This window comes from Gordonia sp. NPDC003422 (genome assembly GCF_053588675.1).
This window is the reverse complement of the sequence record NZ_JBSFQL010000008.1, coordinates 102,554-125,594: the sequence shown is the minus strand read 5'-3', so window position 1 is coordinate 125,594 and position 23,041 is coordinate 102,554. Positions and strand designations below refer to the sequence as shown.

General features: G+C 66.0%; 20 protein-coding genes, 1 tRNA gene, 1 other RNA gene and 1 pseudogene. 10 read left to right on the top strand and 13 right to left on the bottom strand.

Features of this window, described 5'->3' with window-relative positions:
- Positions 1-187 precede the first annotated feature (187 nt).
- The 7 genes from nuoF to ACWDTF_RS09235 form a co-directional block, all read right to left on the bottom strand.
- Entirely contained in the window at positions 188-2,401 is a 2,214-nt protein-coding gene (gene nuoF, locus ACWDTF_RS09265; protein ID WP_240856293.1) for an NADH-quinone oxidoreductase subunit NuoF, read from the bottom strand.
- A complete protein-coding gene (nuoD, locus tag ACWDTF_RS09260) occupies positions 2,398-3,741 on the bottom strand; it encodes an NADH dehydrogenase (quinone) subunit D (RefSeq protein ID WP_240856292.1) in 1,344 nt (447 codons plus the stop codon). The genes nuoF and nuoD overlap by 4 nt, the downstream gene beginning before the upstream one ends.
- Positions 3,741-4,415: an NADH-quinone oxidoreductase subunit C gene (locus tag ACWDTF_RS09255; protein WP_355272819.1), complete on the bottom strand. Its 675-nt coding sequence runs from the start codon at positions 4,413-4,415 to the stop codon at positions 3,741-3,743. Before ACWDTF_RS09255 ends, nuoD begins: the two co-directional genes overlap by 1 nt.
- Entirely contained in the window at positions 4,412-4,966 is a 555-nt protein-coding gene (locus ACWDTF_RS09250; protein WP_240856290.1) for a NuoB/complex I 20 kDa subunit family protein, read from the bottom strand. Before ACWDTF_RS09250 ends, ACWDTF_RS09255 begins: the two co-directional genes overlap by 4 nt.
- 40 nt (positions 4,967-5,006) lie before the next feature.
- Complete coding sequence (locus tag ACWDTF_RS09245; protein WP_240856289.1) at positions 5,007-5,414, bottom strand: NADH-quinone oxidoreductase subunit A; 408 nt, start codon at positions 5,412-5,414, stop codon at positions 5,007-5,009.
- Positions 5,415-5,567: 153 nt separating this feature from the next.
- A complete protein-coding gene (locus tag ACWDTF_RS09240; RefSeq protein WP_240856288.1) occupies positions 5,568-5,984 on the bottom strand; it encodes a hypothetical protein in 417 nt (138 codons plus the stop codon).
- 72 nt (positions 5,985-6,056) lie between these two features.
- Positions 6,057-7,133 (bottom strand): D-alanine--D-alanine ligase family protein, encoded by a 1,077-nt coding sequence (locus ACWDTF_RS09235; RefSeq protein ID WP_240856287.1) that lies wholly within the window; start codon positions 7,131-7,133, stop codon positions 6,057-6,059.
- A 65-nt stretch (positions 7,134-7,198) separates the two neighbouring features.
- On the opposite strand from ACWDTF_RS09235, the gene ACWDTF_RS09230 reads away from it, so the two are divergent.
- Complete coding sequence (locus tag ACWDTF_RS09230; RefSeq protein ID WP_240856286.1) at positions 7,199-8,521, top strand: UDP-N-acetylmuramoyl-tripeptide--D-alanyl-D-alanine ligase; 1,323 nt, start codon at positions 7,199-7,201, stop codon at positions 8,519-8,521.
- A 52-nt stretch (positions 8,522-8,573) separates the two neighbouring features.
- Here the strand turns inward: ACWDTF_RS09230 and ACWDTF_RS09225 are convergent, their stop codons facing one another.
- The gene (locus ACWDTF_RS09225) at positions 8,574-9,356 is read right to left on the bottom strand and encodes a MerR family transcriptional regulator (protein WP_355272824.1); all 783 of its coding nucleotides are present in this window, start codon (positions 9,354-9,356) and stop codon (positions 8,574-8,576) included.
- A gap of 39 nt (positions 9,357-9,395) precedes the next feature.
- A complete protein-coding gene (locus ACWDTF_RS09220) occupies positions 9,396-9,836 on the bottom strand; it encodes a hypothetical protein (protein ID WP_355272827.1) in 441 nt (146 codons plus the stop codon).
- 90 nt (positions 9,837-9,926) lie between these two features.
- On the opposite strand from ACWDTF_RS09220, the gene tgt reads away from it, so the two are divergent.
- Positions 9,927-11,177, top strand: coding sequence for a tRNA guanosine(34) transglycosylase Tgt (gene tgt, locus ACWDTF_RS09215; RefSeq protein WP_355272830.1), 1,251 nt, complete (start codon positions 9,927-9,929; stop codon positions 11,175-11,177).
- Positions 11,178-11,185: 8 nt separating this feature from the next.
- On the opposite strand, the gene ACWDTF_RS09210 is transcribed toward tgt, so the two are convergent.
- Positions 11,186-12,565: a DUF1254 domain-containing protein gene (locus ACWDTF_RS09210; protein ID WP_355272833.1), complete on the bottom strand. Its 1,380-nt coding sequence runs from the start codon at positions 12,563-12,565 to the stop codon at positions 11,186-11,188.
- A 286-nt stretch (positions 12,566-12,851) separates the two neighbouring features.
- Here ACWDTF_RS09210 and ACWDTF_RS09205 point away from each other — a divergent pair, with 286 nt between their 5' ends.
- Complete coding sequence (locus tag ACWDTF_RS09205; RefSeq protein ID WP_355272852.1) at positions 12,852-14,237, top strand: hemolysin family protein; 1,386 nt, start codon at positions 12,852-12,854, stop codon at positions 14,235-14,237.
- On the top strand, positions 14,230-15,243 hold the full coding sequence (locus ACWDTF_RS09200; RefSeq protein WP_355272836.1) for a hemolysin family protein: 1,014 nt from the start codon (positions 14,230-14,232) through the stop codon (positions 15,241-15,243). Before ACWDTF_RS09205 ends, ACWDTF_RS09200 begins: the two co-directional genes overlap by 8 nt.
- Positions 15,244-15,418: 175 nt before the next feature.
- Here ACWDTF_RS09200 and gluQRS read toward each other — a convergent pair whose 3' ends face one another.
- A complete protein-coding gene (gene gluQRS, locus ACWDTF_RS09195; protein ID WP_240856280.1) occupies positions 15,419-16,330 on the bottom strand; it encodes a tRNA glutamyl-Q(34) synthetase GluQRS in 912 nt (303 codons plus the stop codon).
- A 221-nt stretch (positions 16,331-16,551) separates the two neighbouring features.
- Between gluQRS and ACWDTF_RS09190 the strand changes: the two genes are divergently transcribed.
- On the top strand, positions 16,552-17,604 hold the full coding sequence (locus tag ACWDTF_RS09190) for an ATP-dependent DNA ligase (protein WP_240856327.1): 1,053 nt from the start codon (positions 16,552-16,554) through the stop codon (positions 17,602-17,604).
- Between the two features lies 1 nt (position 17,605).
- Positions 17,606-18,691, top strand: coding sequence for a DNA polymerase domain-containing protein (locus tag ACWDTF_RS09185; protein ID WP_355272840.1), 1,086 nt, complete (start codon positions 17,606-17,608; stop codon positions 18,689-18,691).
- 490 nt (positions 18,692-19,181) lie between these two features.
- Here the strand turns inward: ACWDTF_RS09185 and ACWDTF_RS09180 are convergent.
- Both ACWDTF_RS09180 and ACWDTF_RS09175 read right to left on the bottom strand, forming a co-directional pair.
- Positions 19,182-19,559, bottom strand: a pseudogene (locus ACWDTF_RS09180) (sodium:calcium antiporter); the annotation flags it as partial.
- A gap of 95 nt (positions 19,560-19,654) precedes the next feature.
- On the bottom strand, positions 19,655-20,509 hold the full coding sequence (locus ACWDTF_RS09175) for an NmrA/HSCARG family protein (protein ID WP_240856276.1): 855 nt from the start codon (positions 20,507-20,509) through the stop codon (positions 19,655-19,657).
- 176 nt (positions 20,510-20,685) lie between these two features.
- On the opposite strand from ACWDTF_RS09175, the gene ACWDTF_RS09170 reads away from it, so the two are divergent.
- The 4 genes from ACWDTF_RS09170 to ACWDTF_RS09155 all read left to right on the top strand — a co-directional run bounded on the left by ACWDTF_RS09170 (position 20,686) and on the right by ACWDTF_RS09155 (position 23,025).
- Positions 20,686-21,330 (top strand): S1 family peptidase, encoded by a 645-nt coding sequence (locus tag ACWDTF_RS09170; RefSeq protein WP_240856275.1) that lies wholly within the window; start codon positions 20,686-20,688, stop codon positions 21,328-21,330.
- A 59-nt stretch (positions 21,331-21,389) separates the two neighbouring features.
- Positions 21,390-21,477: transfer RNA gene (locus tag ACWDTF_RS09165), tRNA-Ser, on the top strand.
- Between the two features lie 114 nt (positions 21,478-21,591).
- Positions 21,592-21,686: signal recognition particle sRNA small type (gene ffs, locus ACWDTF_RS09160), an RNA gene on the top strand.
- A gap of 67 nt (positions 21,687-21,753) precedes the next feature.
- Positions 21,754-23,025 (top strand): aminotransferase class I/II-fold pyridoxal phosphate-dependent enzyme, encoded by a 1,272-nt coding sequence (locus tag ACWDTF_RS09155; protein ID WP_276614559.1) that lies wholly within the window; start codon positions 21,754-21,756, stop codon positions 23,023-23,025.
- Positions 23,026-23,041: the final 16 nt, after the last annotated feature.

The window sequence follows — 23,041 nt, the reverse complement described above, 5'->3', positions numbered from 1 at the left end:
GGAGGTACAGCTTTCCGCGCAAGGCGCGGTCCCCGCTCGCCCACAAAAAGTAGGGGAAGAAACTCTTCCCCGGGGTTTGGTGTCTTCCCCGCAAGATTTCGCGGGGAAGACACCAAGAGTAGGGGAGGAGTTTCTTCCCCTACTTTTTGTGCGACGGTGAGCCGCCACGGCGTGAGGTCGACGGCAATCACGACGCACCCCCGAACACGGTGGACTGTGAATGGTCAAAGGGACAACCGTGGTCGAGGTGGGCGATGTACTCGTCGCGGAAGTACTTGAGAGAGGAGACGATCGGGCTCCCCGCGCCGTCGCCGAGCGCGCAGAATGACTTGCCGACGATGCTGTTGGTGACATCGGACAGGGTGTCGAGGTCGGTTGCGGTGCCGCCTTCGGTCTCGAGCCGCTTGAGAAGCTGCACCAGCCAGTACGTGCCCTCGCGGCAGGGTGTGCATTTGCCGCAGGACTCGTGTGCGTAGAACTGCGTCCACCGCAGCACTGCCCCGACCACGCAGGTGGTCTCGTCGAAGATCTGTAATGCCTTGGTGCCCAGCATCGATCCGGCGGCACCGACTCCCTCGTAGTCGAGCGGGACGTCGAGATGCTCGGGCGTCAGTAGTGGGGTCGACGACCCGCCGGGCGTCCAGAACTTGAGTTGATGGCCCTCCCGCACGCCGCCGGCCCGATCGAGCAACTCCCGCAACGTGATCCCGAGAGCTGCCTCGTACTGGCCGGGCCGAGTCACATGCCCGGACAGCGAATACAGCGTGAAGCCGGGGGACTTCTCGGTGCCCATGGTGCGGAACCATTCGACGCCGTTGCGGATGATCGGCGGCACACTGGCGATGGACTCGACGTTGTTCACCACCGTCGGGCTGGCGTAGAGCCCGGCGACGGCGGGAAACGGCGGGCGCAGACGCGGCTGCCCACGCCGTCCCTCCAGCGAATCGAGGAGTGCGGTCTCCTCGCCGCAGATGTAGGCGCCCGCGCCCGCATGCACGACGAGCTCGAGATCGAACCCGGAGCCGAGGATGCCGGAGCCCAGATAGCCTGCGGCATACGCCTCGTCGACGGCGGTGCGCAGACGCCGGATCACCGAGGTGACCTCGCCGCGCACGTAGATGAAAGCATGATGCGCGCGGATCGCGTAGGCGGCGATGATCACACCCTCGACGAGGGCATGGGGCGTCGCCAGCATCAGTGGCATGTCCTTGCACGTGCCCGGCTCGGATTCGTCGGCGTTGACGACCAGATAGTGCGGAGGGGCGTCCGCATCGTCTGACTCGGTTGAATCCTTTTGGGGAATGAACGACCACTTCATCCCCACCGGGAACCCGGCCCCGCCGCGGCCGCGCAATCCGGAGGACTTGATGGTCTCGATGATGTCGTCGGGCGGTGTCGCCAGGGCGGTGCGCAGGGCGTCATAACCGTTGTGGCGCTGATAGTTCTCGAGAGTCCACGACCGCGGCTCGGACCAGTGGCGGCTCAGGACCGACACCTCGCCCGCGCTCACCTCGACGCTCTCCCCACCGCTTGCTTCCTGCCCGCTCTCCCCATCGCTCCCCCCTCCGCTCCCTGAGGTGCGAGCCTGCGAGCCTCGAAGGGCTGGCGACGACACCTCACCAGGCCCTTCGAGGCTCGTCGCTGGCGCTCCTCGCACCTCAGGGAGCGGTGGGGGGCTTTGTGGCTCGGGGAGCGGTGGGGGGAGCGGTTGGGAACTCGGCGCTTCCGATGCTGGGGAATCGAGTCCCGCCAGGATACGCGCCGTCGTGCGGAAGGAGCACAGAGTGCCGGTTCCGCGGCTGGGTTCGAGTTCGACGCCTGCGCGGAGATCCTCGACGAGTTCGACTGCGGAATCCGGGGTTTGGTTGTCGAAGAACTCCCAGTTCACCATCACCACGGGGGCGAAGTCGCAGGCCGCGTTGCACTCGACATGTTCGATCGTGATCCGGCCGTCGGCACTGGTGTCGCCGGGTTCGATACCGAGGTGATCGCAGATCGTGTCGAGGATCTCGTCCCCGCCGAGCGTCGCACACAGGGTGTTGGTGCAGACGCCGACCAGGTATTCACCGGTCGGGTTTCGGCGGTACATCGAGTAGAAGGTGGCTACCGAAGCAACTTGTGCGGCAGTGAGTTCGAGTTGATCTGCGCAGAAGCGGATACCGGCGCGGGTGATGAATCCGTCTTCGGATTGCACGAGGTGCAGCAGGGGTAGCAGGGCAGAGCGGGCCTTCGGATACCGCGCGATGATCGGCGCGGCATCGGCGGCGAGTCGTCGTACGACGTCCGGCGGGTACTCGATCGGCCCGTCGAAGGTGATCGTCGGCGCGGGGGCGACGGGGGTGGGTCCGGGACCTTCCACGGGCGGATCCACACTCAGTTCGACGAATACGGGCTCACTCATCGATCCACCCCTCCCATCACCGGGTCGATACTGGCGACCGCTGTGATGACGTCAGCCACCATGCCGCCCTCGCACATCGCCGCCACCGCTTGAAGATTCGTGAACGACGGATCGCGATAGTGCACCCGGTAGGGTCGTGTGCCGCCGTCGGAGACCATGTGCACTCCCAGTTCACCGCGGGGTGACTCGACCGCCACATAGCACTGGCCGGCAGGTACCCGCATACCCTCGGTGACGAGTTTGAAGTGATGGATCAGCGCCTCCATCGAGGTGCCCATGATCCTGGCGATGTGCTCGGGTGAGTTCCCGAGCCCATCGGGTCCGAGAGCCAGGTCGGCGGGCCACGCGATCTTTCGGTCGGCGACCATGACGGGGCCCGGCTGCAGCCGTTCCAGGCACTGCTCGACGATCTTGATCGATTCGCGCATCTCCCGCACCCGAATCAGGTAGCGGCCGTACGAGTCGCAGGTGTCCTCGGTGATGACGTCGAACTCGTAGTTCTCATAGCCGCAGTACGGCTGCGACTTCCGCAGGTCGTGGGGCAGTCCGGTCGAGCGCAGGACCGGGCCGGTGATGCCGAGTGCCATGCATCCGGTGAGGTCGAGGTAGCCGACCCCCTGGGTACGGGCCTTCCAGATGTAGTTGTCGTTCAACAGGTCACCGAGTTCGTCGAGCCGACCGGGCAGCAGCCCGATCACCTCGGTGACCTTCTCGACGGCATTCGACGGCAGGTCCTGGGCAACCCCGCCGGGCCGGATGTACGCATGGTTCATGCGCAGCCCGGTGATGAGTTCGAAGAGGTCGAGGATCATCTCGCGTTCCCGGAAGCCGAGGAACATTGCAGTCACCGCACCGAGTTCCATGCCACCGGTTGCCAGCGCAACCAGGTGCGACGTGATCCGGTTGAGTTCCATCAGCATCACCCGAATCACGGTGGCGCGTTCGGGGATGTCGTCGGTGATGCCCAGGAGTCGTTCGACTCCGAGGCAGTAGGCGGTCTCGTTGAAGAACGGCGAGAGATAATCCATGCGGGTCACGAAGGTGACGCCTTGCGTCCAGTTACGGAACTCGAGGTTTTTCTCGATTCCGGTGTGCAGGTAGCCGATTCCGCATCGAGCCTCGGTGACGGTCTCGCCCTCGATCTCGAGGATGAGACGCAGCACGCCGTGGGTGGACGGATGCTGCGGCCCCATGTTCACGACGATGCGCTCGTCGCCGGGTTGCTGCTCGGCCCGGTGCGCGACGTCGGACACGATGGCATCCCAGTCCTGGCCGGTGACGGTGTACGTACGGGTTGCCGTGGGCCCGGCGCCCGATTCGGTTGTGTCGGTGTCGGTCATCAGTTGTAGGCCCTCCGTCGGTCCGGCGGGGCCACGCGGGTTCCCTTGTATTCCACGGGAACTCCGCCGAGTGGATAGTCCTTGCGTTGCGGGTGCCCTTGCCAGTCGTCGGGCATCTGGATTCGGGTGAGCGCCCGGTGTCCGTCGAAGACGATGCCGAAGAAGTCGTAGGTCTCGCGTTCGTGCCAGTCGTTGGTGGGGTAGATGTCGCAGATGCTCGGGATGTGCGGATCCGCTTCGGGTGCAGCGACTTCCAGTCGGAGCCGCCGATTGTGGGTGATCGACGCCAACGGATAGACGGCGTGCAGTTCACGTCCCGCGTCGTCGGGATAGTGCACGCCGTTGACGCCCAGGCACAGCTCGAACCGCAGATCGGCATGGTTGCGCAGGGTCAGTGCGACCTCCCGGAGGTGGTCCCGAACGACGTACATCGTCATCTCGTCGCGGAAGATCACGACCTTCTCGACAGCTTCGTCGTAGCCCCCGCCCAGTTCGGCCGCCAGGGTGTCGGCGATGTCGTCGAAGTAGTCGCCGTAGGGCCGAGAAGTGTTGGCCGGAAGTGTGATCGGGCTGACCAGGCCACCGTAGCCGGACGTGTCGCCGCTGCCCAACGCACCGAACAGCCCGTGTCGGACGCCGATGACCTCGGGGTTCTCGTCTCGATCGGGGCTCATCGCAGCAACCCCTTCATCTCGATCGTCGGGGTGGCCTGCAGGGCGGCGCGCTCGGCCGCCCAGATGGCCTCCTCACGATTGACGCCGAGGGGCATCTCCTGAATCTTCTCGTGCAGCTTGAGGATCGCGTTGAGCAGCATCTCCGGCCGCGGCGGGCAGCCGGGCAGATAGATGTCGACGGGGACCACGTGATCGACGCCCTGCACGATCGCATAGTTGTTGAACATGCCACCCGACGATGCGCAAACCCCCATGGCGAGAACCCATTTGGGCTCGACCATCTGGTCGTAGATCTGCCTCAGCACCGGCGCCATCTTCTGGCTGACGCGGCCGGCGACGATCATCAGGTCGGCCTGCCGGGGCGATGCACGGAATGCCTCCATGCCAAAGCGTGCGAGGTCGTAACGGCCGGACGTCGTGGCCATCATCTCGATGGCACAGCAGGCGAGACCGAACGTCGCCGGCCACAGCGACCCCTTCCGCATGAAACCGGCGAGATCTTCCACGGTGCTCAGCAGAAAGCCGCTCGGGAGTCGTTCCTCCAGGCCCATCGCAAACCTCCTCTGCGTGATCGTTCTCGGCGTTGTGCCCCTAGTCCCAGCTCAGTCCCCCGCGTCGCCACTCGTAGGCGTAGGCGACGGAGACATTGACGATGAACAGCGTCATGGCCAGGAACCCGAACCAGCCCAACGCGTCGAACGCGACCGCCCACGGGTAGAGGAAGACGATCTCGATGTCGAAGATGATGAACAACATCGCGGTCAGGTAGTACTTGACCGGCACCCGATGTACCGGCCCGACCACTACGGCTCCCGCGTTGCGTCGCCGCGCGTCGCCGGAGACGAGACTCTGCTCCACCGGTTCGATACCGCATTCGTACGGTTCGAGTTTGGCGCGGTTGTACCGCTTTGGGCCGATCGCCACCGCGATGAACACCGAGAACACCGCGAAGGCCGCACCGATCGCCCCGAGCACCATGATCGGGACGTAAGCGTTCATAGGGTGGAGCCTCCCCGTAGCCAAGGCTGATGTGAGCTACAACACAACCCTACAGACGGTGTGACCTAGCACGCGACTTTTCACCGACATGTCGCGCGGCCCCGCGAAGTCGAGCCGACACCGAGCGAAGCGAGGCTCGTGTCGAGAGCCCTCTCAGCCGCGATCAACCTTCGAGGTCTTCACCATTTGCACAAAGGCATTTGGCAGCGCAATAGGGTCGACCGGCAGCGTCGACGATGCGTCGGCGCGTGACCAGTCGGCGAGCCAGCGGTCGTCGGCCCGGCCGAGCAGGACCATCGTCGGCGGACAGGGGTCGAGCTCGTCTTTCATTTGCTTGGCGATGCCCATGCCGCCCGCGGGGGTGGCCTCGCCGTCGGCGATCACGGCGTCGATGACGCCGGCGTCGAGCTGGGAGAACACCATCGGTGCCGTCGCGACCTCGATGAAGCTCAGTTCGGGAAGCGCAGGGTCGGGGTGGGTGCCGAGCGCGTTGATGACCTGTGCGCGGGTGTCGGCGTCGTCGGAGTAGACCAGCACACGCAGTGGCCGGGTTGGCGTGGTGTCGGTCACACGGTCGATGCTACGACACGTCGATGCGAATGGCTCCCAACGAGTATCGCGATCCTTGGCGAGTCGAAGGCGTCAGTGCTCGGTCGAGAACCCGACTTTGCGTTGATGCACGGTGAGCGCGAGCGTGACCAGCTGGTCGATCAGATCGGGATAGTTGATGCCCGACGCGTCCCACAGTTTGGGGTACATCGAACCGGGGGTGAAGCCGGGGATGGTGTTCACCTCGTTGAGGAGCCAACCGCGTCCGGACTCCTCGTAGAAGAAGTCGACGCGTGCCATCCCGGTGCAGCGCATCGCGGTGAAGATTCGTGCCGCCAGCTGCTGCACGTCGTGTGCGGCTTCGGGAGACAACGGCGCCGGGATCACCAGCTTTGCGGCGCCGGTGATGTATTTGTCCTCGTAGTCATAGAATTCGCTGCCCGGTTCGATTTCGCCCGGCACCGATGTCTCCGGTGCGGTGTCACCGAGGACGGCCACCTCGATCTCACGGCCGGTCACCGACTCTTCGAGGATGACGACGTTGTCGTAGCGGAGTGCGAGATTGATCGCAGCGTCGAGTTCGCTCTCGTCGTGAGCCTTGCTGATCCCGACCGACGAGCCCAGATTGGCGGGCTTCACGAAGATCGGCAGGCCGAGTTCCTCGACTGCGTGCGTGGTGATGGTGTTCGGGTCGTCGATGCCGTCGCGGAACTCGATCCAGCGGCACTGCGGGATCCCGGCCTGTTCGGCGACGATCTTGGCCATCGCCTTGTCCATGCAGACCGCGGACGACAACACGCCGGCCCCAACGTAGGGCAGGCGGAACAGTTCGAGCATCCCCTGGATGGTCCCGTCCTCGCCGTGCGGTCCGTGCAGCAGCGGGAGCACGACGGTGACCGAGGCATCGGCGTGGCCACGTAGTTCGGTGAGCGGGTCGACGACCGTTCCGGCCACCTCCAAGGCATCGGGCAGCGGCGTTCCGTCGGCGAGTGCAGCCACCGCCTTGTCGTTGCGCAGCCAAGTCCCGTCCTTGGCGATACCGATCGGGACCAGGTCGTACTTGGTGCGGTCGGCGGCGCCGAGCACGTGCGCAGCGGTGACGCGCGAGACGTCGTGTTCGGCGGACGCACCACCGAAGAGGACGACCAGGCGCAGCAACGGAGTGGACATGGGTGTCACGATACGGCCCCGGCGTGGCGTGCTCTCGGCGTGCCGCCTCCGATAGCGTGAACGTCGTGCATGTCATGGCGAGTGAGGTCGCAGCAGCGGTCGGTGGACGGATGGTCGGCGACGACGTCGAGATCGACGGCGTGAGCATCGACTCACGATCGGTGACCAGCGGGCAGTTGTTCGTGCCGATTGTCGCGGCGCGCGACGGGCACGAGTTCGTCCCGTCGGCCATCGGCTCGGGCGCGGTGGCATATCTGAGTTCGGCCGGTGTGGTGCCGGGAGCGGAAGCACGGACCGCCATCGTCGTGGAGGACACCGCTGCAGCGCTCGCCGACCTCGGTGGAGCAATGCGCGACCGCCTCCCCGGGCGGGTGGTCGGGGTGACCGGTTCGGTGGGGAAGACCTCCACCAAAGACCTGCTTGCCGGGGTTCTGTCGACCACCTTCCGGACCACAGCCAGCGCCAAGTCGTTCAACAACGAACTGGGGCTCCCGCTGACCCTGGCCAATGCGCCCGACGACACCGAGGCGGTGGTCGTCGAGATGGGTGCCCGCGGTATCGGGCACATCGACCTGCTGTGCAGCATCGCCCGTCCGACCGTCGGGATCATCACCCGCGTCGAAGGTGTGCACCTGGAGTTGTTCGGCGACATCGAGTCCGTTGCGCGGGCGAAGGGAGAACTCGTCGAGGCGTTGCCGGTCGCCGGCCTCGCGGTGCTCAACGCCGACCACAAGCATGTCGCCGCAATGGCCGACCGCACCGACGCCGCCGTCCTGACCTTCGGCCTGACGGCCGCGGCCGACGTGTACGCCTCGGGCGTCGTGCTCGACGACGAGCTGCGGGCGTCGTTCCGCCTGCACACACCCTGGGGTGAGTCCGACATCCGACTCGGTGCGCGCGGTGAACACCAGGTTCCCAACGCGCTCGCCGCCGTCGCTGCAGCCGGATGGCTGGGCGTGCCGGTCGACGCAATGGCCGACGGCCTGTTCGGCGCCGCGTTGTCTGGGTTGCGGATGGAACTGGTGACCACCGACGGTGGCGTGACGATCCTCAACGATGCCTACAACGCCAACCCGACGTCGATGGTGGCGGCGTTGCGGTCGCTCGTCGCGCTCGACGTTCGCCGGCGGGTGGCGGTGCTCGGCACGATGGCCGAACTCGGCGACGACTCCGCATCCCAACACGAGGCGATCGCACTGCAGGCACGCGAACTCGGTGTCGAGGTGATCGCGGTCGGCGAGCCGTCCTACGGTCCCGACGTCCGGCACGTGCCCGACGTCGAGGCCGCGGTCGCAGAGCTTTCCCGGCTCGAGGCCGGCGACGCGGTGCTCGTCAAGGGCAGTCGCGTCGCGGCACTCGAACGCGTCGCGCAGGCGTTGCTGGACTGACGGCCAATCGGTGCCGTAGATCTACGCCGCAGAGTGACTCGGATCTAGGGCATCAACCAGCATCAAACGCGGCGTTGGCGACGATCACCTCGCGCAGGTAGTTCGCGAGGCCGGGGGCTACCGCGTCGTAGTGCTCGGTGAACCGCGGGTCGGCGACGTACATGTCGGCCAGGCACACCTGCATCTCGCGGCTGCAGTCGTAGAACCGCTCGATCGACGCGCGATGCGCTTCGGCCAGCGCATTCGCCTCGTCGGTGCCCGGGTCGACGCCGCGTCGCATGGCGTCGGCGACCCGCGCCTCGAAGGCGTCGGTGTCGGCCTTGATCTGCTGCCAATCGTCCTTGGTGAACGACGACGTGCGCTGCCTGCTCTGCTTCCAGGCGTCGGTGTCGCCCCAGCGTTCCTCCGCCTCGGCGGCGTACTCGTCGCCGAGCCAGTCGTCGCCGAAGATCTCGGCCTGCTCGGCAGCGGTCAACTGGATTCCGGTCTTCTTCGCATTCATGAGTTCCTCCACAGCGGCGACCATCCGGTGCAGGCGATCGATCCGGGCACGGAGTTGATCACGCTGGTCTCCCAGGCGAGTGAGCATGTCGGTGTCCGGATCGTCGAGCAGGGTCGCGATCTGCTCGAGCGGAAAGCCCAGCTCCCGGTAGGTCAGTACCTGGTGGAGACGCTCGATGTCGGCGTCGTCGTAGACGCGGTAGCCCGCGGGCGTCCGGCCCGACGGTGTCACCAATCCGATGCGGTCGTAGTGGTGCAGGGTGCGCACACTCACGCCGACCAGACCGGAGACCCCACCGACGGTGAGGTCGCGTATCTGCTTTCCATCGCTCACATCAGACACTGTCGGGCCTCACGTCGCGTCAGGGTCAAGCTAGGGCGTGAAGCCGACCGCGTCGTTTCCGCGCACGCAGGCGGCCAGCATGCCCTCGATCTCCGACGGCCCGCATGTCCAGCCGTTCACGGTCTGCTGCTCACCGGTGGCGATCTTCGGCCCGTAGTCGGTGGCCAGTTGCTTTGCGGTGTCACAGTTGACGTTGCCGGCGAGGACAAGAATGCGCAGCGATCCGTCGGGACCCGGAATCTTGCCGCACTCCTGGGCGGCACCGCCCGGCTTCGATGCCGACGACTCTGCGGCCGACGAGGCCGGACGAGGACCTCCGACCACGGGTGCGCTCGACGACAGGGCGGGTGGCTCGGACGCGGTCGTCGAACTTGCGACCTCCTGTTCGGAGCCGCAACCGAGCAGGGCGAGGCTCAGGGCACCGGCGCCGAGCACGCCGACGGGCAGGATCCGATTTCGGGAAAGCAACATGTGTTTCACCGTAGCGAACCCGGCATCGCACGTGTCCTTCTCCGGGTCGCCGTTTTGGGCCTGATGGAGTGGACCTGCGAAGATGCACCGATGAGCACGACCCCGGCAGACCATGGATTCACCCTCGGTACCCGGCTGCCCGATTCCTTGGGCCGCACCGGGGTGATCAGCACCCCGCACGGCGAGATCCACACTCCCGCATTCGTGCCGGTCGGGACCAAGGCGACGGTCAAGACCGTGCTGCCGGAGTCGGTGGCCGCTCTCGGTGCGCAAGCCGTGTTGGCCAACGCCTACCACCTGTATCTGCAACCGGGACCGGAGATCATCGACGAGGCCGGCGGACTCGGCGCGTTCATGAACTGGCCGGGTCCCACCTACACCGACAGTGGTGGATTTCAGGTGATGTCCCTGGGAGTGGGATTCAAAAAGGTCATCTCGATGGACGCCGACCACACTCCCGACGACGACCTGACCGCCAACGGAAAAGAGCGTCTGTCCCGGGTCGACGACGACGGTGTGACCTTCAAGTCGCATCTCGACGGTTCGGCGCACCGGTTGACGCCCGAGGTGTCGATGCAGATACAGCATCAGCTCGGTGCCGACATCATCTTCGCGTTCGACGAGCTGACCACACTGATGAACACTCGTGAGTACCAGGAGAATTCGTTGGAGCGAACCCGGTTGTGGGCGATTCGCTGTCTCGCCGAACACAATCGGCTGACCGCGGCGCGTTCGCATCGCCCGCTGCAGTCGCTGTGGGCCGTTGTTCAGGGTGCGCAGTACGAGGACCTGCGCCGCAAGGCGGCCCGCGACCTCGTCGAGATGAGCCGACGCGATCAGGCTGAAGGCGGACGCGGATTCGGTGGCTACGGCATCGGGGGCGCGCTCACCAAGGACGACCTCGGAACCATCGTCGGCTGGGTCAACGAGGAACTGCCCGAGGAGTCGCCGAAGCATCTGCTCGGCATCAGCGAACCCGACGACATCTTCACCGCCATCGAGAACGGCGCCGACACCTTCGACTGCGTCTCGCCGACGCGCGTCGCCCGCAATGGAGCCATCTACTCGCTCGACGGTCGGTACAACATCACCAATGCTCGCTACCGCAGCGACTTTCGGCCACTCGACCCCGAGATCGACAACTACACATCGCAATACAGCCGCGCGTACCTGCATCACCTGTTCAAGGCGAAAGAAGGACTCGCCGCGACGCTGGCGACACTGCACAACGTGTCGTTCGTCGTCCAACTCGTCGACGGAGCACGGCAAGCCATCGTCGACGGCCGGTTCTTCGAGTATCGCGACGAGTTCCTTGGGCGGTACTACGCCGGGTCGCGCTGAGTTCCCGTTTACCCCACCGGTTTCGGTGATGGCGGGAACCACTGCAGATCGGTCGGCACGTACTGCCGGACGATGAGCCGGAATCCGCCCCTCGGTGCGGGCAGCCAGTTCGGGAACATCCGCACGTCGCGCGGCGCCGTCGACGACAACACGATGTCGACAGATCCGTCGCGGTTGCGGGTCAGCGCGGCCGGGTTGCTGCCCAATGAGTAGCGCCCGATCAGGTTGGGTACCAAGAAGTTTGACGTGTCGTACATCGTGACCGACCACCATCCGCCACGGCCTGGATCGACGGGGACCAGCGGACTGCGGGCGGGTAGGTGGATGACATACCGCTTCGACCCGGTGAGCGCGGCGCCCGTGCTGTCGGTCGCGCTCAGGAAGTACCTCGACTCGATCTCCTCGTTGGCGGCCAGCGCCCACCGGGCGACGGCAGCGCGCGTCGAGAAGTCGGTCCCGAAATGGCCGGCTGTCGCCAGCGTCGTCCACGCGCCGCGGTGAATGAGGTCGTTGCCCACCGCGTCGTCGACGGCTCGGGTGCCCGCTGCCATGCCTGCCGCGAGAGCGTCGGCGTGTGGTCCGGCACTCGGCCGGGCGCCCGGCCGCACGCCGACGCTGGCCAACGACGCCACCGCCGCTCGATCGGCCGCCGGCGGCGGGTTCGAGGCAAGCACATCGGCGAGTTCGTCGAAGAACACCGTGCCGTTCGCGTTGAGCTTCTGGGGAGAACGTCCGGTGCAGGTCGGGGTCTTCAGACGCGGTGGCACCGCTGCCGGATAGCCGATTCGCTTCCCGACGCTCAGCCGGGTCTGGGCCTGCAACACCTGGGCGAGCGGACGCTGGTTGCCGGTCGCGAGTATCCGGCCGAGCATCCACACATCCCACGTCGTCGACGACAGACGTCGTGAGCCCGCAGGTATCGGCCCGCGATAGCCCGGTGGAACGACGGTCACCGACGTCGGACCGAAACCGGCGGTCCGGCTGCCGACGTTGCCGATGACGTTGGTGTACATGTCCAAGAACTGCAGAACGACGTAGCGCCCGTGGGACGCGGGATGGCTCAGGGTCACCGGGCCGCGGCGGAGATCGAGAAAAGCGTTGCTGTACAGCGTGTCCGAGTTCGGTGCGACGATCTGCCGGATCAACGGGTTGGCGGTGATCGGGAGGTTGATCAGCGTGTTCGGGGCGCGGTTGCACAGCAGGGTGGATCGGGTTCGCACGACGGCGACGGGAGCCACGCCGTAGATGTAGCCGTTGGTCGCTGCCTGGGCCGCCGACGCGGCGGGCGCTGCCTGGGCCGGCGTTGGTACCGACATCGTGCCGACTCCGGCCAGCAGAGCGGTGACGAGGATGGTCGCCGCTCGCACCCGAATCCGTGGTCGTCTCATCGGGTTCTCCCTGTCAGGTGTGTACGTGCGGTTGTGAACGCGAACTCTATCGGCATCGGGGCGAGCGAAGCGACGGGGCAGTTTGTCCGTTGGCCGCGGGACTGGTCATTGTGGCCAGGAACTCTCGTCGCCCAAAAGTCGTTGAGTTTGCGAAGGTGCTCGTTCTTCAGGCACCCTGGAATTCTCTTGACCATCTCTTTACGAAAGCAGCGATGAGACGACGCGCCAAGCGCCGAAAACGCCGACGACGACGATCTACCTCTTCTGGTGACTGGGCGGCATCATGCTGCTGACCCTGCTCGGAATCTTCATCGGCATCCTCGTGGTCGCCGCGATCACCGCGCTGACCGGCTATTTTGTGGCCCAGGAATTCGCCTACATGGCGGTCGACCGGTCGCGACTCAAGGCGCGTGCCGCCTCCGGTGACGCCGCCGCACGCCGTGCCCTGTCGGTCACGCGTCGAACGTCGTTCATGCTCTCGGGCGCGCAATTGGGGATCACCGTCACCGGTCTTCTCGTGGGTTACGTGGCCGAGCCGCTCATCGGCAGCGGGGTCGGTGACCTGCTCGGCGACGTGGGAATTCCAGTCGGTATCGGTGTCGCGATCGGCACCGTGATCGCCCTCCTGTTCTCCACCGTCGTCCAGATGGTCGCCGGTGAGCTGTTCCCGAAGAACCTCGCGATCGCCCGGCCCGAACCGGTCGCCCGCTGGCTCGCACGCTCGACAACCGCGTATCTCGCCGTGTTCGGCTGGCTGATCGCGCTCTTCGACAAGTCGTCGAATCTGCTCCTGCGCGCGCTGCGCATCGAACCCGTACACGACGTCGAGCATTCGGCGTCGGTGCGCGACCTCGAGCACATCGTCGCCGAGTCTCGCGACGCGGGTGAGCTGCCCGCCGACCTGTCGGTCCTCCTGGATCGGGTGCTCGACTTCCCGACCCGAACCGCGGAACACGCCATGATCCCGCGCCCGGCCGTCGACCATCTCGACGGCGCGACGCCGGCGTCGGAGGTCATCGCGGCGATGAGCACCGGGCACACGCGCTACCCGGTGATCGACCAGACCGGTGACGAGGTCGGAGGCATCGTGCACCTGCACGACGTGCTCGAGTGGTCGGATGCCGTGAAAAACCGTCCCGCACAATCGGACCCAGATGCGACCGCCGACGACCTGTCCCGAGCCGCGGTCGTCGTGCCGTCGACCCTGCCGCTGCCCGAGGTTCTCGAACAACTCGCGGCTGCCGACGACGAAATGGCGGTCGTCATCGACGAATACGGCGGATTCGCCGGCATCGTGACCGCCGAGGACATCGCCGAAGAAGTTGTCGGCGAGATCGACGACGAACACGACGACGTGTCGTCAGATGCCATCGCACGCGCCGACGACGGGTGGCGCGTCCGTGGCGACGCGCACCTTGACGAGGTGTCGCGGACGATCGGTCGTGACCTGCCAGAAGGTGACTACGAAACCGTCTCCGGTCTGGTCATCGCGACCTTTGTGGGACTGCCGAAAGTCGGCGATCAGGTGACGATCGAACTCGCTCCCGATGCCGCCGCCCTCGCCGACGACGAGAACACGCCGAACGAACACATCGTGGCGACCGTTCTCGAGGTGCGCAGACACGTGCCATCGCTGGTGCTGCTGGCACAACCGGAGGCCGACGATGAGTAATCCCTGGGTCGTGTTGGTCGCCACCGTCGCGTTGATCGCGGCAAGCGCCTTTTTCGTGGCGGTCGAGTTCGCACTGATCGCTGCCCGCCGTCACCGGTTGGAGGATGCGGCGTCGACGAGTCGGAGCGCTCGCGCGGCGTTGCGGAGTGCCTCCGAGTTGTCGGTGCTGCTCGCCGGATCTCAGCTGGGCATCACGTTGTGCACGCTGGCGCTCGGTGCGATCACCAAACCCGCTGTGCACCACTGGCTCACGCCCGCCATCTCCGGGTGGGGCGCGCCCTTGTGGTTGGCCGATGTCGCGGGCTTTGTGCTGGCGCTGATCGTCGTCACGTTCTTACACCTCGTGGTCGGCGAGATGGCGCCCAAGTCGTGGGCGATCGCCCATCCGGAACGTTCGGCGATCTTGCTGGCCGTGCCGATGCGTGCCTTCATGTGGGTGACGCGGCCGGTGATCGTGCAGCTCAACCGCCTGGCCAACTGGTGCCTGCGCAAGGTGGGCGTGGACCCGGTCGACCAGGTCGCAACCGGCCAGGACAGCGACGCTCTGAAGCATCTCGTGGAACACTCCGCGACGGTCGGCACGCTCGACGAGCGGTATCACGCGCACCTCACGAGTGCGCTGGAACTCGAGTCACTGACGGTCGGCGACGTGGTCGCGTCGGAGAACACGGCGCTGGTCGGCACGGTGACCCCGGACGCCACCGCCGATGCGATCCAGACCGCCGCACGAACGTCGGGCCATCAGCGGTTGTTGGTGCTGCCAAAGGAGGCTGGGGCGTCGGTCGAGGGTGTTGTGCACGTGCGTGACAGCTTGCGGTCCAACGCCTGCGCCGCCGAACTGATGCGTCCGGTCCTGTCGGTACCGTCCGACGAACCGGTATACGCCGCGCTCGCCACCATGCGTCGCACCCGCACTCACCTCGCGTTGGTCACCGATGACGGCCGGGCGGTCGGGCTGATCACGCTCAACGACGTGCTGCAGCGGCTGCTCTCGACCGCGCACTGACGCGTCGTATTGACCAACGAGCACCCGAAGGCAGGTTGCTGTATCGGCCTGGAATCCGCCCCGGAAACCTGCCGCTGATTTCCACCCTCCGAGGTGCGGCTGCGGGCGAAACGCCGGTATTGGCGGCGTGTCGCGGGGGGTAGTGCGGGGCGGTTCTCGGGGGGCGTGGGTGCCGTCAGCCCCATTCGTCGGCGGTGAAAATCCAGGGCTCCCGGGGTAGCCGTTCAGGGTCGAATCGCTGCGCCAGGACGTTCACCCCGACCGCCTCGTCGCGTCCACCGAGACCGAGTGAGCACGCGATCCGACTGAGCACGGTCGCCACCGGAACGCCTGCGTCGGCAAGGTCGGGGAGCGTGATGGCGCCGTCGCGTTTGCTCAGCCGAACATGCTCGGCGTTGAGCACCATCGGGACGTGTGCGTAGGTCGGCGGGGTCGCGCCGAGCAGCGTCGCCAGATACGCCTGACGCGGCGCCGACGAGAGCAGGTCGTCGCCGCGGACCACTTGGTCGACTCCCTGTGCGGCGTCGTCGACGACGACTGCGAGGTTGTAGGCGGGGGTCCCGTCGTTGCGTTGCACCACGAAGTCGTCGACCACTCCCTCATACGTTCCGTGCAGCATATCGTCGACCGTGAAATGCGTTACCTCGGAACGTATTCGGATTGCGGGCGGACGTCCGGAGGAGCGACGATCAGCCCTCTGTGCCTCGGTGAGGTCGCGACAGGTACCCGGGTAGGCACCCTGCGGTGCGTGCGGCGCGGAGGGCGCCTCGAGGATCTCGCGTCGCGTGCAGTAGCACTCGAAGGTGCGGCTTTGTGCCTGCAGGCGGTCGATCACCGCTCGATACGTCGCCAGGCGGTCGGTTTGATAGATGACCGGCGGCTCCCAGTCGATCCCCATCGAGGTCAGGTCGGCGATCTGGCGTTGATCCGAACCGGCAGCGCTACGATCCAGGTTTTCCATTCGCAGGAGGAAACGCCGTCCGCTGGTGCGCGCGAACAGCCACGCGAGCAACGCCGTGCGGAGATTGCCGACGTGGAGATCTCCCGAAGGAGACGGCGCAAAGCGTCCGGCGTTGGGGTCAGGCATCGACGACGAGATTACCGTCGGGGCGAGCGAAGCGACGGGGGAAGTCGGGGCGAGCGAAGCGACGGGGGAAGTCGGGGCGAGCGAAGCGACGGGGGAAGTCGGGGCGAGCGAAGCGACGGGAGAAGTCACCGCAGCGATGAGATCCGCCGCGCAGCCCGGTCTGTCTTGGCGACCCGCCGCGCCGTTGCGGTTTGTTCGACGAGTGAGGAACGATGGCACCCATGGATCTCCCGGTCATGCCGCCGGTCGCGCCGATGCTGGCGAAGGCGGTCACAGCGGTTCCCGATCAACCCGATGGCGCGCCCGTCTGGTCGTACGAACCCAAATGGGATGGCTTTCGGGCTTTGATCTTTCGCGATGGCGACGAGGTGAGCATCGGATCGCGGGGCGGTAAGGATCTGGCCCGCTACTTCCCGGAGATCGTCGCGGCGGCCCGCGAAGAACTGCCCGACAAGGTGGTGCTCGACGGGGAGATCGGCGTTCCCGCGCTCACCGGCGACACCCACCGTCTGGATTGGGACACGCTGGCTCAACGCATTCATCCGGCTGCCTCGCGGGTGAACATGCTGGCCGAAACCACGCCGGCCATCTTCATCGGCTTTGATGCTCTCGCGCTGGAATCGGCGAGTCTGATGGACGAACCCTTCGAGGTCCGACGCGAGGCGCTGCTGCGCGCGGTCGTCGAACCCGGCCGTGATCGGCGGTTCCACGTCAGTCGGGTGACGACCGACCCTACCGTCGCGCAGGACTGGTTCTCGGCGTTCGAGGGTGCCGGGCTCGACGGCGTGGTCGGCAAACGGCTCGACGGTCGATATCTGCAGAACAAGCGGGAAATGGTCAAGGTCAAGCACAAGCGGACCGCGGACTGTGTGATCATCGGCTACCGCGTACACAAGAGCGGAACTGGTCTCGGATCAATGCTGCTCGGTCTCTACACCGACGACGGCGACCTGCACATGGTCGGCGGCGCGGGTGCCTTCTCCGACGCCAAACGCATTGAGCTGCAGGAGATGTTCGAGCCGATGCGCAAGGACCCGGACAAGCCGTCGCTGGGTGAACCCACGCGATGGCGCTCGGAGAAGTCGGGGGAGTGGATACCGATCCGGCCAGAACTGGTGGCGGAGTTCGCCTACGACCAGATGGAGAACCACCGGTTCCGGCACACGGTGAAGTTCCTGCGGTGGCGACCCGACCGGGAACCGGAGAGCTGTGGCTACGACCAGCTCGAGGTGCCGCTCACCTACGACCTACACGACGTCCTGGAAGGGTCTTGAGATGGCATCCCGTTCTCCCGCAGAGGAACTCGACGTCGACGGTGTCGCGGTGCGACTCAGCAACCCCGACAAGATCTACTTCCCCGAACTCGGTGAGAACGGTGGCCGCAAACGGGATCTCGTCGGATATTACCGAAGCATGGCGCTCGGCGATGGGGCGCCGGAGTACGGCCCGATCATGCGGGCACTCCGGGATCGCCCGACATTCCTGCAGCGTTTCCCCGACGGCGTCGACGGGGAGGAGATCTATCAGAAGCACATCGCCAAGAAGCGGCCCGAGCATGTGCAGTCCACTCGAATTGTCTTTCCCTCCAGGCGTACCGGGGATGCGATCCGTCCGACCATCCCCGCCGACATCGTCTGGGCCGCCAATCTCGGAACCGTGACGTTTCATTCGTGGCCCACGCTGGACGGCGACAACGATCATCCCGACCAGCTGCGCATCGACCTCGACCCGCAACCCGGCACCACCTTCGACGATGTGCGCCGCGTCGCGATCGACGGACTGCGGCCGCTCCTGGAGGAGTTGGGCTACACGGGCTATCCAAAGACCTCCGGCGGCCGTGGCGTACACGTGTACGTGCCGATCGAACCCAAGTGGGATTTCATCGCGACCCGCCGTGCGGTGATCGCATTGGCCCGCGAACTCGAACGTCGACAACCGGATTCGGTGACTACGTCGTGGTGGAAGGAAGAGCGCGGCGAGCGTATCTTCATCGACTTCAACCAGAACGCCCGCGACCGGACGATGGCCTCGCCTTACTCGGTGCGGCGCAGTCCGACCGGCCGGGTGTCGACGCCGGTGACGTGGGCAGAGCTTGCCGACGTCGATCCGGAAGACTGCACGATGGCCACCGTCCCCAAGCTCGTTGCCGACCGCGGCGACCCGTGGGCCGACATCGCCGGCCACCGCCGAGGCCTGGAACCACTACTCGAGATGGTGGCAGCCGACGACGCGAACGGCTTGGGCGACATGCCCTATCCGCCGAGCTACCCGAAGATGCCCGGCGAACCGCCACGGGTACAGCCGAGCAAGAAGGTCGCCGACCACTGGGACGAGAAGGGCAACCGCATCGAGGGCACCTGACCGTGCGTCCCAATCCGTTGACCGTGCGTCGAAAACCGCTGACTGGGCGTCGAAAACCGCTGACTGGGCTTCGAAAACCGCTTACCGTGCGTCTTGACCCGAAGAGTTCGGTGACTAGCGCTCTGACCTGCACACAAGCGTCCACCACCCCACCGCTCTGAGGTGCCCGAGGCGCCAGGCGAGGGATGCCTCGAAGGGCAGGCGAACGGGCCACGTCAGCGAGGCGCCGGACCACTGAAAGTAGGGGAAGGTTCTTCCCCTACTTTCTGCCCCTGCTTGTTGAGTCGTCCGCGAGAAAATTCGCGGGGAGGACTCCAGGGGTAGGGGACGAGTTTCTTCCCCTATTTTTCGTGGATCATCGTCGCCGCGTCGCGCTCCACGGCCCTCTTCCCGCCTCCACGATCGCCGCCGCAGGCGGCGGGTGGGTCGCTGACTCGAAGGGTTGGTGACCAGCCCCGCTGACCTGTGATCCTTGACCGTGGACGGGTATTCAGGTGCGAAGTGCGATGACCAGTGTCAGGTACACGAGGTAGGTCGCCACAAACGCGATGCCCTCCAGGCGGGACACGCGTCGACCCGTGATGAAGACGGGAATGCAGAGCAGCGCGACCCCGGTCATCAGCGGTATGTCGACGTGGATGAGATCGTCGGTGATCGCCAGTGGTCGCACGAGAGCAGCTGTTCCGAGAATGAAGGTGATGTTGTAGACGCTCGACCCGATCAGGTTGCCGATTGCCAGATCTCGATCTCCTCGAATGGTCGAGACGACCGTCGTCACGAACTCGGGCGCCGACGTTCCGATCGCGATAACCGTCAGACCGATGAGCGCCTCGCTGATGCCGAGGTCGGTGGCGACCCGCACGGATCCGCGGGGACGACTTGGAAGTTAGGGGAGGAAGTTCTTCCCCTTAATTTTGCGGGCACGACGCAAGCGCATTTGCCCAGGTCAGCGGGATTGGTCACCTAACTCTTCGAGAGCGCCCCGACCGCCCACTCGGCAAAGGACTGCCATCCGACGTCGGGGAAGCGTGCATGCAGGGCGGGGATGTCCGCGCTGTAGCCGTCGCCGCTGAGGAAGGTGAACATCGCCCGCATGTCGGGTGATGAGATGCGTTCGGGGTCATAGGATTCGGCGTGCACCGGCCGTCCGAGAACCTCGCTGAGGGTGGTGGCCATCCCGGCGGGGGTGGGTGCGTCGGAGGCGATGTCGAAGCGCTCGCCGGCATGGGCTTGCGGATCCGCGAACAGCGTCGCGACAAACCGGCCCAGGTCGCGTCGCGAAAGTTGTTGCAGCTCTTTGTCGGCGGGCATGGCGATGGGCATCACGCCCGCGGCGAGGGCGTCGGCTCCGCCGAGGAGGTTGTCGTAGAAGTAGGTCGGGCCGACGATGGTGTGCGGGAGGTCGCTCTGCGCCAACAACTTCTCGACCTCGAACTTACTCTCGAAATGCGGTACTCCCGTACCGAGGTTCGCGCTCGCCACCGATGAGAACACCAAGTAGGGCACCGCGGCCTGTTTCGACGCGGCGATGAGCGCGGTGCCCTGGGTGATCTCCGCGTCGACGCCGGTCTCGAACGGCGTGGTGAGTCCGAAGACGCCGGCGGCCCCGTCGAAGGCCTCGGTCAGTCCGTTTCCGGTCACCATGTCGCCGACCGCGAGTTCGACGCCACGCTCGGCCAGTCGTACTGCTCGCGCCGATTCTGCGTCGCGCACAACGGCCCGCACGGGTCGGCCGGCGTCGAGCAGCGCATCGACCACCGCTCCTCCCTGTCCACCGGTGGCTCCCAGGATCACGTATGGCGCGTTGTGGTCGGTCATGACTCCACCCTAGCCCGCGCCTCGTTCAGCAAAGCCGTGGTTTAATACCGCGAATAGTTGGGGCTACTGGTGTCAGTGTGACGCTGGTACCGTCGTCGGCAAGGTGATCTCCTCGAGAGCCCCGCGCTCGATGACGATCCGATGAGAACGGACCAATGACGATGAGGGGATCACACATGCGTATGAAGTTTCTGGCCGGAGCGCTGCTGTCTGTCGGAGCATTGGTGGCCGCACCCGCGGTCACAGCCGAAGCGGCACCCGCCCTGACCGTGCGGTCAGGCATGGAGATCGACGTCGAGGAGACGATCGTGACGGCCAGCGAATGCACGCTCGGCGCAGTCCTCTCGCCCCGCAAGGCACTCACCGCGGGCCACTGCGGCGAGGTCGGCCGCGGGGTCTACGACGCCCGCGGAAACCGGATCGGAACCATCACCGCCAATCGCATCGCCAAGGGCCTCGACATCGCCGTGATCACCCTGGTGCCGCGGGCGCGCGTCCAGATCGACCGCATCAACTGGTCCGGCCAGTTCTTCCGCGGCCAGCCGGTCAGCAAGAACGGCGTGACCACAGGTTTCGGTCGCGGTGTGGTGACCGACCCCAAGCCGACCAAGCGGACGGCCCGCGGATTCGTCTACGCGCCGCCGTTCCTGCTGCAGCACTCGACGATCAGCATCCGGACCAGCCTGCTGTCGAAGGCCGGGGACAGCGGGTCGGGAGTGCGCGACGCGAGCGGCCGCATCGTCGGCATCGTGTCGTCCGGGGCGTCGGATCGCGCCACCGCCGTCGCGCCGGTCTCGTACCTGCCGGGCTACCTCCGCTAGACCTACGCGGGACAGTCGGTTTTGGGCCGCGGTGCCCGGACCGCTATCATCGCGGAGTTGGAGGATTCGCCTAGTGGCCTATGGCGCTCGCCTGGAACGCGGGTTGGGTTAACGCCCTCAGGGGTTCAAATCCCCTATCCTCCGCCAGATGATGCAACATCAGACCCCCGGGCACGCGCGAGCGTGACCGGGGGTTTCTGCATCTGCGCACCGTGATCTCGGGTCAGTGACGTCGGCCGAAATCGGGTGGGTACACTTGTCTCCGGATCCCGCGCGGCGTGCATCCTGTGAACTCCCCCAGGGCCGGAAGGCAGCAAGGGTCAACGGGCTCTCTCGGGTGCGCGGGGTCCCCTATCCCCGACACGATCATCCAGGTTTGCGGCGTCGGCCACCCGCACCGACGTTGCGGCGAGAGGGCCAACGTTGAACTTCCATTCGATGAGTTCGGATCAACTTCACGCCACCGCGCAGGATCTGCGAAAGCTCTATGACGAGCTGTGCGCAGCCGGCCTCAAACTCGACCTCACCCGCGGCAAGCCGGCGCCCGAGCAACTGGACCTCTCGAACGATCTGCTGTCGCTGCCGGGTGACGAGTACAAGGACTCCGCGGGCACCGACACTCGCAACTACGGCGGCATCAACGGCCTGCCGGAGCTGCGCGAGATCTTCGGCGAACTACTCGCCGTCGACCCCAAGAACCTGATCGCCTTCGGCAACTCCAGCCTCGAGCTGATGCACGACCTCACCGCGTTCGCGTTGCTGACCGGAACCCAGGACTCCGATGCCCCATGGCACGGACAGAAGGTGAAGTTCCTGTGCCCGGCCCCCGGATACGACCGGCACTTCGCCATCACCGAGACCTACGGCATCGAGATGATCGAGGTGCCGATGCTGCCGAACGGCCCCGACGTGGACGCGTGTGCCGAGTTGACGCGCAACGACCCGAGCATCAAGGGCATGTGGGCGGTACCCACGTACTCCAACCCCACCGGTGTCACCTTCACCGAGGAGGTCACCCGTGGGCTCCTGGAGATGCCGGCCGCACCGGACTTCCGCATCTACTGGGACAACGCCTACGCCGTGCACACCCTCGTCGACGCACCGCCCACGCCGCTGCCCGTGATCGACATGGCCGCGCAGGCCGGGAATCCGAATCGCGTGTATGTGCTGGGCTCGACGTCCAAGATCACCTTCGCCGGTGCAGGCGTTGCGTTCTTCGGCTCGTCGCCCGCGAACGTCGACTGGTTCGCCAAGCATCTGTCGTTCACGACGATCGGCCCCGACAAGGTCAACCAGCTCCGGCATGCGCGCTTCTTCGGCGACGCCGCCGGGGTGCGCGCCCACATGGCCCGCCATCGCGAGATCCTCGCGCCCAAGTTCAAGCTGGTGCTCGAAATCCTCGCCGACCGCCTCGCCGAGTCCAAGGTCGCGGCGTGGTCGGAACCCGAGGGTGGCTACTTCATCAACCTCGACGTGCTCGACGGTGCCGCCAAGCGGACCATCCAGCTGGCCAAGGAAGCGGGCATCGCGCTGACCGCGGCGGGGTCGACCTACCCGTACAAGAACGATCCCTACGACCGCAACATCCGTCTCGCGCCGACCTTTCCGAGCACCGACGACCTGCGCGTCGCCATGGATGGGGTCTCCACCTGCGTGCTGTTGGCGGCCACCGAGACGTTGCTCGAGAAGGACTGATCACACCGGTCGGTGA